Source organism: Terrimonas sp. (assembly GCF_003075435.1).
Taxonomy (GTDB): domain Bacteria; phylum Bacteroidota; class Bacteroidia; order Chitinophagales; family Chitinophagaceae; genus Agriterribacter.
Genome location: NZ_QCZJ01000021.1, coordinates 26,244 through 44,298 on the forward strand (window position 1 = coordinate 26,244; position 18,055 = coordinate 44,298).

General features: G+C 39.1%; 14 protein-coding genes. 12 read left to right on the plus strand and 2 right to left on the minus strand.

The genetic code is table 11. The features are described 5' to 3' along the window. The first annotated feature begins 532 nt into the window (after positions 1-532). The 12 genes from DC498_RS19245 to DC498_RS19300 all read left to right on the plus strand — a co-directional run bounded on the left by DC498_RS19245 (position 533) and on the right by DC498_RS19300 (position 16,614). Positions 533-3,922 carry a PKD domain-containing protein gene (locus DC498_RS19245; RefSeq protein WP_116875788.1) on the plus strand — a complete coding sequence of 1,130 codons (3,390 nt, stop codon included), beginning with the start codon at positions 533-535 and terminating at the stop codon, positions 3,920-3,922. A gap of 159 nt (positions 3,923-4,081) precedes the next feature. Beyond that, positions 4,082-4,921 (plus strand): DUF3822 family protein, encoded by an 840-nt coding sequence (locus DC498_RS19250; RefSeq protein ID WP_165813902.1) that lies wholly within the window; start codon positions 4,082-4,084, stop codon positions 4,919-4,921. Beyond that, positions 4,912-5,454, plus strand: a complete 543-nt coding sequence (locus tag DC498_RS19255; protein ID WP_116875790.1) for an RsmD family RNA methyltransferase — start codon at positions 4,912-4,914, stop codon at positions 5,452-5,454. Before DC498_RS19250 ends, DC498_RS19255 begins: the two co-directional genes overlap by 10 nt. 155 nt (positions 5,455-5,609) lie before the next feature. Next, entirely contained in the window at positions 5,610-6,179 is a 570-nt protein-coding gene (locus tag DC498_RS19260; RefSeq protein ID WP_116875791.1) for a 5-formyltetrahydrofolate cyclo-ligase, read from the plus strand. A 10-nt stretch (positions 6,180-6,189) separates the two neighbouring features. After that, positions 6,190-7,245, plus strand: coding sequence for a tetraacyldisaccharide 4'-kinase (gene lpxK / locus DC498_RS19265; RefSeq protein ID WP_240628052.1), 1,056 nt, complete (start codon positions 6,190-6,192; stop codon positions 7,243-7,245). Between the two features lie 8 nt (positions 7,246-7,253). After that, a complete protein-coding gene (rnr, locus tag DC498_RS19270) occupies positions 7,254-9,275 on the plus strand; it encodes a ribonuclease R (RefSeq protein WP_116875793.1) in 2,022 nt (673 codons plus the stop codon). A 41-nt stretch (positions 9,276-9,316) separates the two neighbouring features. Continuing rightward, positions 9,317-10,282 (plus strand): polyprenyl synthetase family protein, encoded by a 966-nt coding sequence (locus DC498_RS19275; RefSeq protein ID WP_116875794.1) that lies wholly within the window; start codon positions 9,317-9,319, stop codon positions 10,280-10,282. Positions 10,283-10,653: 371 nt separating this feature from the next. Beyond that, positions 10,654-12,405, plus strand: a complete 1,752-nt coding sequence (locus DC498_RS19280; RefSeq protein WP_116875795.1) for an amino acid permease — start codon at positions 10,654-10,656, stop codon at positions 12,403-12,405. A gap of 80 nt (positions 12,406-12,485) precedes the next feature. Beyond that, positions 12,486-13,583 (plus strand): acyl-CoA dehydrogenase, encoded by a 1,098-nt coding sequence (locus tag DC498_RS19285; RefSeq protein ID WP_116875796.1) that lies wholly within the window; start codon positions 12,486-12,488, stop codon positions 13,581-13,583. A gap of 229 nt (positions 13,584-13,812) precedes the next feature. Continuing rightward, positions 13,813-14,301 carry a thioredoxin family protein gene (locus DC498_RS19290; RefSeq protein ID WP_116875797.1) on the plus strand — a complete coding sequence of 163 codons (489 nt, stop codon included), beginning with the start codon at positions 13,813-13,815 and terminating at the stop codon, positions 14,299-14,301. 44 nt (positions 14,302-14,345) lie between these two features. After that, on the plus strand, positions 14,346-14,876 hold the full coding sequence (locus DC498_RS19295; RefSeq protein ID WP_116875798.1) for a gluconate 2-dehydrogenase subunit 3 family protein: 531 nt from the start codon (positions 14,346-14,348) through the stop codon (positions 14,874-14,876). A 22-nt stretch (positions 14,877-14,898) separates the two neighbouring features. After that, positions 14,899-16,614: a GMC oxidoreductase gene (locus tag DC498_RS19300; RefSeq protein WP_116875799.1), complete on the plus strand. Its 1,716-nt coding sequence runs from the start codon at positions 14,899-14,901 to the stop codon at positions 16,612-16,614. A 118-nt stretch (positions 16,615-16,732) separates the two neighbouring features. Here the strand turns inward: DC498_RS19300 and DC498_RS19305 are convergent, their stop codons facing one another. Both DC498_RS19305 and DC498_RS19310 read right to left on the minus strand, forming a co-directional pair. Beyond that, a complete protein-coding gene (locus tag DC498_RS19305; RefSeq protein ID WP_116875800.1) occupies positions 16,733-17,095 on the minus strand; it encodes a DUF2200 domain-containing protein in 363 nt (120 codons plus the stop codon). 167 nt (positions 17,096-17,262) lie between these two features. Further along, entirely contained in the window at positions 17,263-17,985 is a 723-nt protein-coding gene (locus DC498_RS19310) for a 3-keto-disaccharide hydrolase (RefSeq protein ID WP_116875801.1), read from the minus strand. Positions 17,986-18,055 lie beyond the last annotated feature (70 nt).

Sequence of the window (18,055 nt, forward strand, 5' to 3'; positions counted from 1 at the left end):
AATTATTAGTGGGGAAAAGTTCGGACTGCATCCTTCTCGGCTAAAAAAGCAATGACACGGCACAGGTCGGGAGACCCTGCGCCAGGAGTTGACCCAGGGATTTCGCTTTTAAAAGATACTTTAACCTCAAAAAACAAACAACAATATAGTTAAGTAATAAAAGAAGGTAGATAAAAGAATTGAGATTGCTTCGCCGCGAAGCAGGTTTATGTTTCTGGTTTGATTATGCGGCTCGCAATGACGTGTAACAGGCTGAAAAATTACAAACATTGATTTAGTGTTGATAGTAAATTCAAAACACCCTCGCCGTCCTTGCGAGCCCGCCGACACGAAGATTTGAGTTGAAGGCATATTGCGGCGGACGAAGCAATCTCCTGTAGCTGCTCCAATTTCTATTAGGTTTTTCTAAAAGCGAAATCCCTGGGAGTTGACCGCAAAATCTGCAATAAGAATGAACCAAAATCCACAAAATTCAAAATTGTGGATGAAAAAGATATGGTATTTTTACTATATTTGATTTTCAGCCCGTCTTATGAAGCTTAAATTCTTTATACTAATTGCTTTTCTGTCAATAGTCTTTACTACTCAAGGGCAATTCAGAAAAATTTATTTGGATTCAGATTCAAAAAATGATATCGTTGGTATTCATCTTTTATCTGCGAAAGAAGGATTTGTAGCATTTAAAAAATGGATAGGGTATACACAAGATAGCGGTTATACTTTTAACAAAAGATATCTTGATCAGGTAAACATAGATGGGAGTTTTATTAATGTCTCTTCTGTATTCGACATTAATGGTGTTTATGCAATAGATAAAAATAGAATTTTTGTTTTTGGTTCATTTGGTTTCGAACCCTCATTGCTTTTATCAACCAATGGAGGCATCAGCTATGATTTTGTATATCATGCTCAGGTTATAGTTAATGTGGAAAATGACGGTGTACAAAAAATTGATTTCCCCACAAAGTCATCTGTTGGTTATGCCATTGATAATATTCGTGTTCTTAAAACATCCAATAATGGACAATCATGGTCAATAGTTTATGAAGACCGAAATGCTGTATTTAATGATATAAGTTTTATTAGTGATCTTGTTGGCTATGTAACCGGAGAAAAAGGTTTAGTTAAAACTGAAGACGGAGGAAATTCCTGGCAAGTTATTAATGTTCCTGAAGGCAGAATTAGTGGAATGAGTTTTATTAGTGAAAATACAGGGTGGTTGAATATCTCAGGCAGGATTTATATTACGAAAGATGGCGGTAACTCCTGGAAACTCCCAAATGGAGGATTAAGCACGATTGGTTCTCCAATTAGATTCATTAATGATAGTGTTGGATATGGTGTAGGCAGCTCATTTAATACGTACAAAACTACAGATGGCGGTAAATTCTGGGAACCCTTACCAAGGGATAATAATTTTAGCTATGATGAATTTTCACACGGCGCATTCTTTTTTCTGAATGCATCTCTTATATGGGTTGGTGGCGCGCATGGTTTTTTAGAATTAAGCATCAACGGAGGAGGAACAACATTACCGGAAGCAAACTTCACACATGACCTATCAGGGCTTGGTGAATCTAATAAAGTAATACTAACAAATCAATCAAAGCCCGGATATGAGTATAGTTGGTTTAAGAATTCCACGCTGATTAGTAATGAATATGATGCATCTTACATTACTGACAGATATTCAATTGATACTATTTTTCTTATTGTAAAAAAAGGGAACATTAGTGATACGTCCGATAAACAGTTGATCGACACCAGAGCTAATACACAGCCATGTTCAGCAAACTTTCATACAGATGTTGATACTGGATCGGTCAAATTATTTGCTGGATACAATGCTGGAGGAGTAAAACATTACTGGGATTTTGGTGATGGGTTCATAGATAGTGTGAATGTGAGTCCTGAACATCTGTATAAAAGAGTAGGTACATATACTATTAAGCACAAAGTACTTAATACAATTGATAAATGTGTTGACTCAACCGAACTGAAAATCATAATAGAACGCACACAAAATTGTCTATCACTGGATTTTTCTTACGAAGCTGACTTTTTTTACTCAAATATGCTGACGTTTAGTTTTAGTTTCGATCAAACAAAAGAAAGTAATAAAGAGTCCGTTGAACTGCAGGCATGCGATTGGGGAGATGGTTCTACAACTTTTGGATATACCCATACTTACGATTCAGCCAAAATTTACAATGCTTGCTTTACAATCAGAAATCGCAGGACAGGCTGTGTCAGCCAGATTTGTAAACCAGTTCAGATATCTTTCCCTAAAGCATGTGATGCCGATTTTATATTAAACGACTGGACTAATGGGAATGTTTCTTTTGAAGGAAAACCAAACGTAAATAGTTCAGATAAAAGACATACATGGATCGTCAATGATAGGGACATTTATACTACCAAAAGTGCTACAACATTTAATAAGAATTTTTATATCTATGATTATGGCGTATTTACTTCTTTAGGGGGTGGTTGTTGGGACTATTATTATGTAAATACAGATTCGATAAAAAATACAGTTAAACATATTGTATACGATATAAAAACAAACTGTTCGGATACTGTTATAAAACAATTTACACTTAAACGGATCGATGATGTTGTGATGAATGTAAAGCAGGATTCACTTTTTCCTTGGAGTTATATTTTTACTGCAAAAAGTGTAAAAAATGATTCAACCTTACAACCATATGTATCGTACATGTGGCAGTGGGGAAAAGGGAGTGATCCAATGCGCTTTACCGGGCGTGTTGGGGCAGCTAAGACTGAGTTGGGTTATATATTTCCAGGGCCTGGCAAATACTTTGTAGCCTTTGCATCTCAAAGATGCCAAGTAAACACCGGACAAATTTTTTATAAAATCATTGATGTTCCTCCAATGGATTGCCCAATATATCCTCTATCTTTCACCTATTCAGTGCCAGACCCTATGGTCCCTAATAAAGTTTATTTTGCTGACGAGACTTTCCTTATAAATCCTGGACTTGGAAATTCCGGAATCTGGTATTTTGGAGATGGAGATTCCAGTACAAACACTCATCTTACACATGAATACAAAAATCCTGGAACTTATAAAGTGACATTAAGATACAAAAATCAAAACGGTTGTACGAAAGAAACTATCAAAGAAATTACAGTGAACCCTCCCTGCAATTTGAAAGCAAAATTTTCGTTCAGTAGAGATATCGTTATTCCTGCAAGAATATCATTTTCGGATAATACAGAACATGGAAATGAGTCTATTTCTTATAACTGGGTATTTGGAACGGGTGATACATCTACGCTTCAAAATCCTGTTTATTTGTACACAACACCCGGTATATACAAGGTTATTTTGAGGGTAACTGATCAGCAGTCTTGTACTAATTCTTATGATACAACGATAGTTATAACCGAAACAGATATTTGTAATATTTCTGTTGCCTTTAGCTACTCAATAGAAAGCAGTAACGTTCAATTTGTTAACTTAACTGAACCTAACAATAATGGCTATATCTACCAATGGAATTTTGGTGATAGCATTACTAATCAACAAAAAGATCCTTTACATGTTTATCTGGTTAATGGAAAATATGATGCTTGTTTAATCGTAAGAAGGGATTCGCTTTGTGAAGGAACATTTTGTGATTCCATTTCGGTACTGGCGGTCCGCAGAGAAAGTATAAGATTGTATCCCAACCCGGCTGCTTCATCCGTGATAGCTGAATTTTATTCAGACGAATCAAAACCTGTTACTATTTCTATTTACAATTCGTTTGGCACTGAATTATTTAAAATGCAGACAAATTGTGAGATAGGCTTAAATAGGGAAGTTATTAACATCATTTCATTTCCTAAAGGAAGCTATTTGCTTAGGGTTAGCGGGCTTGATACGAAAATTTCCAAAAGATTTGTAAAGCATTAAAGGCAAGTAATCTGAATGTTGAATAGGGTTTCGAACCTTTTAAAGGTTCGAAACCCTATTGCCGATACAAAATTTAGCGCTTTACAACTTACCCCAAATTCACAAAAGCCCAAAAATTTAAGCCAAATGTGTTATTATTGCCGTCTTAAAGACTAAATTTTGAGTGCTGTTTACCAGATACAAGTACCCGCAACTGTGCCTGAAGATACAACAGGCTGTCACTTATATATAGATATAGGTGCAGATCACCTGACTTTTATGGTTTTAAACACAGCAGAAAGGGAATTCTTAGCATTACAGCAGTTTAATCTTGAAAAATATAACGCATTAACGCATTGCCGGGAAGTGGTAAGCCACAATGAATGGCTGAATAAATCCTATGACCGTACAATTATTGCCTACAATTTCAGTGATAGCATACTTGTTCCGGAAAAATTTTATATGCCGGCTATCAATGAACCATCGCTTAGCCTGGTTTATGGGGATATGAATAAAGGTAAACAGTTTGTTGATCATGTGGCTGAATGGGAATTATATCATATATACAGGGTGCCGGAAGTGCTGCATAATATTTTTGCCGCACATTTTCCTTCGGCCGAATTTGTGCATAGTTATTCATGTTTTTTAAAAACAAAGAAGCAGAGCATACACGAAACCGGGGATGAACTGAACGCGGTTTTTTATAATAACAAGCTGATTATTAGCCTTTTTAAAGACGGTAATCTTCAGTTGATGCGCTCTTTTGAATATGAAACATCCGAAGACGTAGCATATCATCTGTTGAACATCTGCCGCCGGTTTGATGTGGATTGTGAAAAAGTGATACTTGTAATTTCAGGTTTGATAGATGATCATTCGGCAGTATATGCTGAATTGCAAAAGTATTTTTTGTTGTTGCAGTTAGACCAGCGTCCGGCTGATTTTAAATACAGTGAGGTATTTGATGAGTACCCTCCTCATTTTTTCACTTCTATTTTTAATGCGGCATTATGCGGATAATCAGCGGAACAGCAGGGGGCAGACGGATAAACCCACCTGCAAATATGCCTCATACCAGGCCTACTACTGATATTGCCAGGGAAGGCTTGTTCAATATTCTTCAGAATAATCTTGATATCAGTTCACTTAAAACACTTGATCTTTTTGGTGGAACAGGAAGTATAAGCTATGAGCTGGCATCGCGTGGCGCAACTGATCTTACAATAGTGGAGAAAGACCCGAAGATGTATGCTTTTATTGATGACAATCTGCGTAAGCTGGGGTTCAGGAAAATGGTTAAGCTATACAGGATGGATGTTTTCACATTTATTAATCAATGTACTGAAAATTTTGATTTTATTTTTGCCGGACCGCCATATGCACTTGGAAATATTGATGATTTGCCCATTGAAATTTTTAAGCATGATTTATTAAAGGAGAATGGATGGTTCGTGCTGGAGCATACACCGCGGAATAATTATGAAGCGTTCCCGCATTTCAGAACATCGCGTAATTATGGCACAACGGTGTTTTCAGTGTTTATAAATAAGTGAAGATGGAGTTTCACGCAAAGTGCGCAGAGATGAATAAAGAACGTAAAGAAAATTTTGCTTAGCGCCGCACCGTCGCGTTCGCTGCGGGAAAAATAAAAAATGTTCCTTCCAATATCTTCCTGAAACCTTTTTAATTATGAAAAGAAAAAAACTTCATGACGAAAAAAGATACCAGGATACTGTACAAACAAAAAAGAATTGAAATAAAAGATAATGAAATTGAAAAGTTACAGGATCTCGTATTGATCCGGTTTCAAAAACTATCTTTGCCTTTTATTGAATACCTGCATACTTACCTGCCTGTTCATTCTAATAAAGAAGTAGATACATTTCCTATTATTGATTTTATGGAATTTTGTAACCCGGGTTTACAGGTTGTAATTCCAAAAACAGATCTGCATACAAATACCATGACCAATTATTTATATAATGATGATACTGTGCTGAAGAAAAACAAATACGGCATAATGGAACCTGAAGAAGGAGAAATTATTGATGCCAAGGTGATTGATATGGTTTTGGTGCCTTTGCTGGCATTTGACGGTAAGGGCAGCAGGGTTGGATACGGTAAGGGATACTATGACCGTTTTTTATCGCAATGCCGTGAAGATGTAATAAAAATCGGTTTAAGTTTTTTTGATGCTGCAGATCATATAGACGATACCGATGAATTTGATATACCTTTAACGTATTGCGTAACGCCATACCGCATCTATGAATTTTAATACTGCCTGGATGAAAATAGTAAGGATGATGTTGTTTCCGTTCGCATTGTTTTACGGGTTAGCGGTTAAAGCCAGGAACTGGCTGTACAACAAAAACATAATCAAATCAAGCAGGTTTAATTTTCCGCTTATAGCTGTTGGTAATCTTTCTGTAGGCGGCACAGGTAAGTCGCCAATGGTTGAATATCTTATTCGGCTGCTTTTACCGGAATATAATATTGCAACGTTAAGCCGTGGCTATAAAAGAAAAACACGTGGTTATGTTTTGGCTGATGAAAGAACAACAGCAATAGACATCGGTGATGAACCAATGCAGTTCCATAATAAATTTCCGGGCGTAATGGTAGCTGTTTGTGAAGAAAGGGCTTTTGCTGTTCCGCAGATATTATATGATAAACCCGGAACCGATGTTATTATCCTGGATGACGCGTTTCAGCACAGGCAGGTAGATGCAGGGTTAAATATATTGCTCACGGATTATAACAATCCTTTTTATAAAGATTTCTTTTTGCCTACGGGTAATCTTCGCGATGCAAAAAGCAGCTATAAACGAGCCGATATTATTGTGGTTACTAAGTGCCCGCAGGATATCAGCAGCGAAGAAAAAGATATTGTTGCAGATAAAATCAAAGCTTTGCCGGAACAGCACTTATTCTTCACAGGTATTAAGTACGGAGCACCATATCACCTGGTGACAAAAGAAGGGGTGGTATTAAATGAACAGACGGATGTATTACTGGTTTGCGGTATTGCCAATCCAAAACCATTAAAGGCATTTATAAAAGAAAGGGTGAATGAGCTCTCCGTGTTGCATTACAGGGATCATTATATATTTACAATAGATGATCTCAGGCATATTAAAAAACAGTTTGATGCCATTGCGTCATCGCAAAAAATAATAATAGTAACAGAAAAGGATGCTGTACGTTTGATAAAATTTCAGGCTGAGTTAAAAGATATGCCTGTATATGTTTTACCGATAGAGCCGTATTTTTTATTTAACGGATCAGGAGAATTTAATTATTTAGTAAAGAAATTCATTAAGGATTTTAAAGTAAAATCATAATCTCGTTTATGGGGAGAAAGAATAGTAAGAACACCAAAAGCAAAACTTCACACGGCACACTTACCGGCACGCTTGATGTTACGCGTTCCGGCATTGGTTATGTGATAGTAGAAAACAGGGAGAAAGATATTTTTATTCGTCCGCAGGACTTTAATCATGCCCTGCACGGCGATCGTGTAAGCGTTAAAATTACACGAGAGGGACGCTCCGGAAGAATGGAGGGAGAGATAACAGAAGTTGTAGAGAGAAAACAATCAGAATTTGTAGGGCGGCTGGAACTGAACAAAGACTTCGGTTTTTTTATTCCTGATAAGGCAAAAGGAACGCTGGATATGTACATACCTGGTGATAAAACAAATGGGGCAAAAAACGGAGACAGGGTAGTAGTGCGCATAACCGAATGGAACAGCAGGGACAGAAGTCCTAACGGAGAAGTGATAAGTATCCTGAATGCCGGTGATGAAAATGATATGGCGATGAAAGAGATACTGGTGGATGCAGGTTTTGAGCTGAATTTTGACGATGATGCACTCGAAGAAGCAGCAAGAATACCTGATGCAATACCGGCATCCGAGATAAAGAAACGGAAAGACATGCGTGATATATTCACCATTACGATTGACCCTGTTGATGCAAAAGATTTTGATGATGCCATCAGCTACAGGAAATTAAAAAATGGCGTATATGAAATTGGTGTGCATATAGCTGATGTGAGCTATTATATAGAGCCGGATACGCCGCTTGATAAAAATGCATACCAGAGAGCAACCTCAGTGTATTTGCCTGACAGGGTATTGCCTATGTTGCCTGAACATATATCGAATGTGTTATGCTCACTCCGCCCTAAGGAGGAGAAACTTACCTTTTCCGCCATATTTCAAATCAATGCCAAAGGAGAAGTAAAAAGCCATTGGCTGGGCAGAACAATTATATATTCTGACCACCGGTTTACGTATGAAGAAGTGCAGGAGATTATTGAAAAGAAAGAGGGTTTATATAAAGATGAAGTACTTTTTCTGAATGACCTGGCGCAAAAATTCCGCAGGCAAAGGTTTAAAAATGGCGCTATCAATTTTTCCTCCCAGGAAGTACGGTTTAAACTGGATGAGAATGGTAAGCCTGTTGGTATAGTAGTTAAGGAAAGCAAGGAGGCGCATCAACTGATCGAAGAATTTATGTTACTCGCCAACAGAACTGTTGCGGAAGATGTAGCTAAAGTAAAAGTGAATAAGCATCCGCTGCCTTTTCCTTATCGTGTGCATGATACACCTGATGAAGAAAAACTTTTACCGTTCGTGGATTTTGCAAAAAAATTCGGGCATAAGTTTGATACAAAATCACCGGAAGGAATCGCCGCGTCATTTAATAAAATGCTGGCAGAAGTGCAGGGCAAGCCTGAACAGCATGTGCTGGAGCAGTTGGGCATACGCACAATGGCAAAAGCCGTATATACCAAAGACAATATCGGGCATTATGGTTTGGGCTTTGAGCATTATTGCCATTTTACTTCGCCAATCCGCCGTTATCCTGACATTCTGGTGCACAGGATTTTACAGGAAGTGCTGGACGGGAAGATGAATCCTGATAAAAAGATGGAAGAAAAATGCAGGCACAGCAGTGAGCGGGAAAGAGCGGCAATGGACGCAGAGCGTGCAGCAAATAAATACAAGCAGGTAGAATTTATGCAGGATTATATCGGCGATGAATTTGAGGGCGTGATCAGTGGTGTGGCCGGGTTTGGTTTTTGGGTAGAAACGGTGGCGCATAAATGCGAAGGTTTGGTAAGTATACAAAGCCTGCTTGATTATGATGATTTCAGGTTGATAGAATCAGAATATTGCCTTGCAGGGCGCAGAAGCGGCCGTACATTCAGAATGGGAGATAAGGTTTGGATAAAAGTAATTGCCGCTAATTTAGGTAAACGGCAGCTGGATTATGAATGGGTGATAAAGCCGGGTGATATTGCGGCAAATGGTACAGCGCAGCAAAAACCTTCTTCTAAAAAAACAAAGAAGGGAAAAAGAAAATAAAGATTGGGGTTAAAAATAAAAGTTTAAACAGGTTTACCATTATGTTCTCATTTGAAGAACTTACAAAGCAGTTTGCACAGAGATTCAATACACGTCATTTCCCGGGTACAGTTCCTTCTTTATATGAGCCTGCGGAATATTTTCTTTCTATGGGCGGTAAAAGGGTGCGCCCGGTAATGTGTTTAATGGCGAATGAATTGTTTGGTGATATATATCCTGATGCATGGCATGTTGCGGACGCTATAGAACTCTTTCACAACTTCACACTTATTCACGATGATATTATGGATAAGGCTACGCTGCGGCGTGGTATGCAAACCGTTCATGCAAAATATAACGAGCCTACGGCATTGCTTGCAGGTGATGTAATGATGATCACTTCTTATGAATGCCTCAGCAAAATAAATGCGCCGTATCTGCATAAGCTCATGAACATATTCAATAAAACAGCTAAAGAATTATGTGAAGGACAGCAACTGGATATGGATTTTGAAAAAAGAGATAATGTAACATTGGAAGAGTATCTGCATATGATTACATTGAAAACATCAGTGCTTTTAGCTGCCAGCCTGCAGATGGGTGCGATAATCGGTGGCAGCGGAGAAGGTAACCAGGATCTGATATATGAATTTGGAAAGAACCTGGGCATCGCTTTCCAGGTGCAGGATGATTATTTAGATGCTTTTGGTGACCCTCAGAAATTTGGCAAGCAACCGGGAGGAGATATATTGGCTAATAAAAAAACTTTTTTGCTTATACATGCCCTCGAAGTAGCGTCCGCATCACAGAAAAAGGAACTACTTGGCCTTATATCCGGCAATGCTCCTGATAAGGTTGCCAAAACATTACAGATATTCAGAGATAGTAAAGTAGATTCATGGTCAAAAGGCCTGAAAGATAAATATCTTGACATCGCTTTAAAGCACCTGGATGATATTGCTGTTATCAGTTCAAGAAAAAAGCCCTTGCAGGAACTTGCGGGCTTCCTGGTGCAAAGGGAGTATTAAATAATGGAGAACAAAGCCCGGCTTTGAGCATGATAAAGTAATAGTTGATTCTAAAGTAGCTAAACTTCAGCCTATATAAATGACGTTTAGGGTTTGCCTGGGTATATTTCAAATTTTCGCGAATTGGGCAGTCATATGCAGATGCCTCGTGCCTCGGCATGACAGCAGCGGTGCGTTGTTCAGCATTGATACAAATGCCTGGCAATAGTAATATAGTTCGGCATTGCACCGTAGCCTGTTACCCCGAGGCAGGAGGGGACTGCCGTTGCAGTCGTACCTATATGCGAAAATCTGAAATACACCCGTTTGCTTTTGCCCGGTAAATATTTTTAATTTATTTTGGATAAATAAACTCACCAAACTAATACCGGATGTTCAATTCCCTGTTCAGGACTAAAAAGATTTCTTCAATTCTTGCCGAAGGTAATGATGATGTGCACGAAGGCGGCGGCTTAAAAAGAGTGCTCACTATGCGTGACCTCACTTTTTTTGGTATTGCTGCTATTATAGGTGCAGGAAGTTTCAGCAGTTTGGGCGCGGCGGTATTCAGCGGCGGTCCTGGTGTGGTGGTATTGTTTATTATATGTGGTATTGCCTGCAGCTTTACCGCGCTTTGTTATTCTGAATTTGCAAGCCGTATACCCGTTGCCGGTAGTGCATATACTTACGCGTATGCTTCCTTTGGTGAGTTATTTGCCTGGATCATTGGCTGGGCATTGATCATGGAATATTCTATAGGCAATATATATGTTGCCTATAGCTGGAGTGATTATTTTACTTCGCTGATGCACAAATTAAATATTCATATCCCCGAATATTTATCATGCAGCTATCATGAAGCCAAAAAAGCATTTGCGGAAAATTCAGCTAACAAGGAGCTGATAGCCGCGTGGACAACAGCCCCGGTAGTTGGCGGATTAAAAATGATTGTTGATATACCGGCGCTTGTAATTAATGTGTTGATCACTTATCTTGTGTTCAGGGGAATAAAAGAAAGCCGCAATTTCAGTAATGCGATGGTGATGCTCAAACTGGCGGTTGTGGTGCTGGTGATACTGGTAGGTGGTTATATGGTTTTTTCAAACGGGCTTACGGTTAACTGGACGCCGGCAAATGAAGAAGGCGTACATTCATTTATGCCTAATGGTTTCAGTGGTGTAATGGCTGCAGTGAGTGGTGTGTTCTTTGCCTATATCGGCTTTGACGCGGTAAGTGTGTTGGCCGAAGAAAGTAAAAATCCACAGAAAGATTTACCACGCGGTATGATCGCCTCGCTCATTATCTGCACTGTAGTATATATATTATTATCTCTTGTGCTTACCGGTGCGGTGGTTTATTCAAAATTTGATGGTGTTGGCGATCCACTGGCATTTATTTTTGAAAAGGAAAATCTGAACATTGGGTGGATGCAGTTTCTTGTAGCAATATGCGCGGTAATTGCCATGACGAGTGTACTGCTCGTTTTTCAAATGGGGCAACCGCGTATATGGATGGGTATGAGCAGGGATGGATTACTTCCTCCCGTTTTTCAGAAAATCCATCATACATTTAAAACGCCTTCTTTTTCCACTATTATTACCGGCGTTGTGGTGGGCGTTCCCATTATCTTCACAGATAAAACTTTTGTGCTTGATTTTACCAGTATAGCCACTTTGTTTGCATTTGTGCTGGTATGCGGCGGCGTGTTGCTCATCCCGCCAAAGGAAAAAATAAAAGGAAGATTTCATCTGCCTTATATTAATGGACAATTTATTTTTCCGGGTATCATCTTACTTGCCATTATCATTATAGCTGTATTATCTGAAAATTATTTTCCTGATATGTTCAATCTTGATTTTTCAGGAGATAAAGATTATACTTCCGGCAAGTTGAGTTTTATGGATGTAGCTACTCCAAAAATTTCACTCATTGTTTTCTGGATGCTGGCAATTGTGCTGAGCATTGTTACCATCATAAAAAAATATTCATTAATACCTTTAATGGGGTTGATCACCTGCCTGTACCTGCTCACAGGTATGACAAAAAGTAACTGGGCCTGGTTTATCGGTTGGCTGTTACTCGGACTTATCATTTATTTTATTTATGGGTATAAGCATAGTAAGCTGGCTAAAGCTGCTGTATAATTATTTGATTAACGGCAGATAATAAAGTATAAGACCTTTGCAGCGTTTAAGCGTTAGGGTTACCTTTGCAAAGAAGTTTTATGAAGACCTTATCAATAGTTTCCGGGAAAAATATAGATACACTCCGTTCTCGAGCCAGTCTTGCCGAACAAGCTGGTTGTTTAACAGGTGAACAGCTCGATATAATCTACAAAGAAAAATGGTTTAATATATATGTTCCCCAATGCTTTGGCGGGCTTGGGCTTGCACTGCCTGAAGCTATTCGGTTGCTTGAACGGCTTGCATGGATTGATGGCAGTATAGGATGGACGGTAACGCTTGGCAGCGGCGCTAATTTGTTTATCGGGTATTTGCACAGCAATATCGTTTCTTTATTTTTTAATGATCCTGAAGTTTGTTTAGCTGGTAGTGGCGCTAATACAGGCATTGCAAAAAAAACAAAAGGGGGATACATCATTAATGGAAAATGGAGGTATGCTACGGGATCTTTGCATGCAACAGCATTTACTGTAAACTGCGTATTGCAGGATGATGATACCGCGCCTGCTGATAATACCGCAAGCTTTATATTTAAGGCAGGTGAAGTGCAGATCAACAGAGATTGGAACGGCATGGGCATGAGAGCTACCGGCAGCCATTCATTTTCGGTAACTGATTTATTTGTGCCTGATGAGCGCCGTTTTTTTATTGATGCTGCACAGGCTATATTACCCGACCCGGTATTCTATTTTCCTTTTATACCATTTGCTGAAGTTACACTGGCGGCTAATATAGCCGGGATGGCAGTTCATTTTACGGACGAGTGTAGAAGGATTTTTGAAGATAAAATAAGAAATAAAACGCTTCCTGTAGAGCAAAGCAGCGAAATGCTGGAACTGCTTGGCAGATCTATTTCAATAATAGAAAAGAACAGGGATGTTTTTTATGATGCTTTATACATGCTGTGGAATTCCGGTAAAAATGAAAGAAACTGGGATATTAGCCTGATAAACAGGCTCAGCTTCACTTCAAAAAAAATGGTGAGAGAGCTGCTCGGTATAGTATCGCAGTTATATCCATATTGCGGAATGGAGGCGGCAGATACCAGGGCCGTAATAAACAGGATATGGAGAGATATTCATACGGCAAGCCAGCACCAGTTGATCACTTTTAAAAGACCTATATCGGCACATCTATAACAGGTTGTAGGGGGCAGGCTACAGCACAATGTTTAACAATTATATTATAGCTCGGAATAAATCGGCAGTTTGTTACCCCAGTTCAGGGAAGGGCTATGCCTTATACAAAGCCGCATTTTAGTATGCGAAAAATTGAAATGGATCTGTTGTGAATATATTATCGAATCAAAAAAATCCATTATTTTATAGCTCAGGTCAGAAATACTTATCTTAGGGAATAAATTAGTGTATGCTGAACAGAATATTTTTTTTAGCGCTTGTATTGATTGGTACGGTAAGTGTTAACGCGCAATCAAAATCAAAAACAGATAAGATCGCACCTTTTTCTATTAAGCTCGCTGACGGCAAAACATTTACGCCGGCGGAATTAAAAAAAGGACCGGTGATCTTAATTTATTTCTCTCCGGATTGCGAGCATTGTCAGCATTTTACCAAAGAAATGGTAGATAATTATCAAACCCTGCTTACAGATAAGCAGGTGGTAATGGTAACTTATTTACCGGTAGATGATGTGAAGCGGTTTGAAGATATGTTTGAACTGCAGAACTTTAAAAATATTGTTGTTGGTACAGAAGAGAAAACATTTGTAGTAAGAAATTATTATAAAGTAACCCGTTTCCCTTTTGTTGTAATGTATAATAAGCTTGGCAAACAGGTGAAAACGTTTGCAAGCGGGCCATCCTTTACGGAAGTGTATAAAACAATCCAGGATTTATAAAATCATGCATAAAGATTATAGCCGCTAATTTTTATCTTTAAAATATGAAAAGACGATCAGCCATAAAAAGCCTTGTGATCATTGCCGGGGGAATAGCTATTATGCCTTCCTGCTCTACTGAACCCGGCAAAGCATCCATTGATTTAAAAAAGATAAATATCAATGCAGACCAGGAGGCTTTGCTTGCAGAAATTGCGGAAACCATCATTCCAAAAAATAATAAGCCCGGGGCAAAAGAACTGAACCTTCATTTGTTTATATTAAAAATGGTAGATGATTGCCATAATGAAGAAGATCAGAAAGCTTTTATTGAAGGGCTGAATAGTATGGATAAGCTAGCGAAAAGCAAATATGGAAGCGCGTTTGCAGCATGCGACCCAAAACAAAAAATTAATTTGCTTAACGCGATATCAAAGGAAGAAGGAGATGCAAAAGGAGCCACCGCTTTTCTGAAGATTGCCAAACGCAGGATTATACAGGGGTTCATGAATTCTAAATATGTGATGACGGATCTTAAAAAATATGAACTCGTTCCCGGAAGATATAACGGATACTTTCCTGCAAAACAAGCTTAATAAAACATTCTAACAATAACGTATGCCCGAAATTACTGGTGATAGTATTAAAGACAGAACTTTTGATGCCATAGTGATAGGTTCCGGCATTAGCGGCGGCTGGTCTGCAAAAGAGCTTACAGAAAAAGGTTTGAAGACGCTGCTGCTTGAGCGTGGCAGGGATGTAAAGCATATCAAAGATTATCCTACAACCAATAAATTACCTTACGAATTTGAGCACAGGGGAGAAGTGCCTTTGGATATTCAGAAAGAAGCGCCGATAGTAAGCCGCTGCTATGCGTTCCGGGAAGATACGCTGCATTTCTTTTTAAAAGATAAAGAACATCCCTACATTGAGCAAAAACCTTTTGACTGGATACGCGGCTACCAGGTAGGAGGTAAATCGCTGATATGGGCAAGACAAACACAGCGCTGGAGCGATTTTGATTTTGAAGGTCCTGCACGTGATGGCTTTGCTGTTGATTGGCCGATACGTTATAAAGATATTGCTCCCTGGTACAGTCATGTAGAAAAATTCGCGGGTATTTCCGGCAACAGGGATGGATTGGCAGAATTACCGGATGGAGAGTTTTTACCTTCCTATCCTTTAAACGCGGTTGAAAATTATTTTAAAGAACAGGTAAATAAAAATTATAAGAACCGGCATATCATCAGTGCAAGAGGAGCGCATATTTCCAAGCCTCAGCAGGTTCATTTTGACCAGGGCAGGGGGCAATGCCAGAACAGAACCCTGTGCCAGAGAGGTTGCCCGTTTGGCGGTTATTTCAGCAGTAATGCATCAACTATTCCCTGGGCTGAGAAAACAGGTAATCTTACCCTACGCCCGTTTTCTGTTGTGCATTCCATAATATATGATGAACAGAAAGGGAAGGCAACAGGTGTAAAAGTGATTGATGCCAATACAAAGCAGGAAATAGAATTTTATGCTAAAATAATTTTTGTAAATGCTGCCGCGCTTAATACCAATCTTATTTTGCTCAACTCCATCTCTAAACGTTTTCCTAATGGTTTAGGAAACGATAGTGATCTGCTCGGTAAGTATGTAGCGTTCCATAATTACAGTTCAACCGTTAGCGGGGAGTATGATGGCATGAAGGAGTTTACAACCGACGGTAGAAACCCGGTAGGTGGTGGTTATGTGCCGAGGTTCAGAAATGTATTTAAGCAGGAAACAGATTTTCTGCGTGGTTATGCTGCTGGTTTCAGCGCACGGCGCAGCCAGGATACCGACTCTTCCGGGTTTGGTGATGCATTAAAAGAAAACCTGCTTAACCCCAAATTAGGACCATGGCGCGTAGGTTCACACATGATGGGGGAGACGATTCCTAAAGCAACCAATTTTGTAACGCTGGATAAGAACCTGAAAGACGCGTGGGGAATACCACAGTTAAGCATATCTGTAGATTATGATGATAATGATCAGAAAATGATCAAAGATTATGAGGATGAGTTTTCAGAAATGTTTACAAAAGCCGGTTTTACCAATGTAAAAGTGTCAAGAACTCAAAAAGCGCCCGGGCTTGATATACACGAAATGGGCGGCGTGCGCATGGGAAATGATCCCCGAACATCTTTACTTAACAAATGGAATCAGTTGCATCATTGTAAAAATGTTTTTGTAACCGATGGTGCATGTATGACATCAACTTCTACACAAAACCCTTCACTTACCTATATGGCATTTTCTGCAAGAGCTGCTGATTACGCATTTGCGGAATTGAAGAAGGGGAATTTGTAGAGACAGGAGTTTTCGGTTATGGGGCTATTGGCGTGCATAAAGAGGCAAATCTTGTTGTTTGCAACCATTATGGCGCTGGAAAGATTGCAGAAGGGCATTAATCCTGTAAATACATTTATTATACCCTCAAAATCTTTTCCATTTTCCTGCCCTTTGCCAATTCATCTACCAGTTTATCTAAATACCTTGCCTGCTTTGTCAGTGGGTTCTCAATTTCTTCTATACGGTATCCGCATATCACGCCGGTGATAAGGTGGGCATTGGGGTTGAGTGTTGCCTGCTCAAAAAATGTTTCAAAATTTACTTTCTCTTTTATCAGTTCCTGTAATTTTTTATTGTTAAAGCCTGTCAGCCATTGTATCACCTGGTGCAGCTCTTCTTTTGTTCTTCCTTTCTTTTCTACTTTTTCAACATACATGGGATAAACGGAAGCAAAGGTCATTTTCGCGATACGTTCGTTATGCTTATCTGTAGTTGTCATAATTTTATATTGTGTATGATTTAAAGATATTAGCTATCAGCCCTCAGCTTTTGGGCATTAGCAACCCTTAAGGTTTGCAGCGCTGTAATGCCGCCCGGCAAACCTTATAGATTCAGCAACTATTACTGATAGCTGAAGGCTGACAGCTGGTAGCCGACAGCTATCACCTATATCCTCCTCACCTTAATATTCCTGAAATACACCTGGTCGCCATGATCAGTAAGCATAATATGCCCTGAATTTGATTTCGCGTATTCAGGATAGTCCTTAAATTTTGTTTCACTTATTTTTTTATTGAACTCATCCGTGCCTTTAAAGTAAGTAACGATTTTTATGCCGTTCAGCCAATGTTCAGCGTAATTGCCTTTTACAATAATTTTTGCGGTATTCCATTCACCCGCAGGTTTCAGCTTTTTACCAACGGGCGGATACAGCAAATAGGCCGCGCCTGTTGATGATGTACTGTTGGGATGATCTTTTATTTCAGGGTGATTGTAATCATCAATTACCTGGTACTCTATACCCATCATGGATGATTTTTTTGTTTGTGTATTCTCAATAAGGTTAACGTGATATTTTATTCCGCTGTTGGCGGCTTCCGTAAGTTTAAAATCAAAAACAAGCTCAAAATTCTGATAGGTTTCGCGGGTAATGATATCGCCGCCTTTTCTGCCTTTCAGCACAGATAGAGTATTGCCTTCTGTTACCCACCCCAGAGGGGGAACGCTGTCTTTATATGCCTGTCGCCATTTTGATATATCCTTGCCATCAAACAAAACCTCCCACTTTGGCTTTTGCTGGGTATTGCTGAAAAGCTGATCCTTTTTTTGATATTGATAATTAACAACTGCTGCTGCAATTATACCTACAATGAGGATAAAATGTTTCATTGGCAAAAGGGATTGAAATAGGGTTAAGTTACAATATTTACTGATTTTGCAATCATTGCTCCTGCAGATT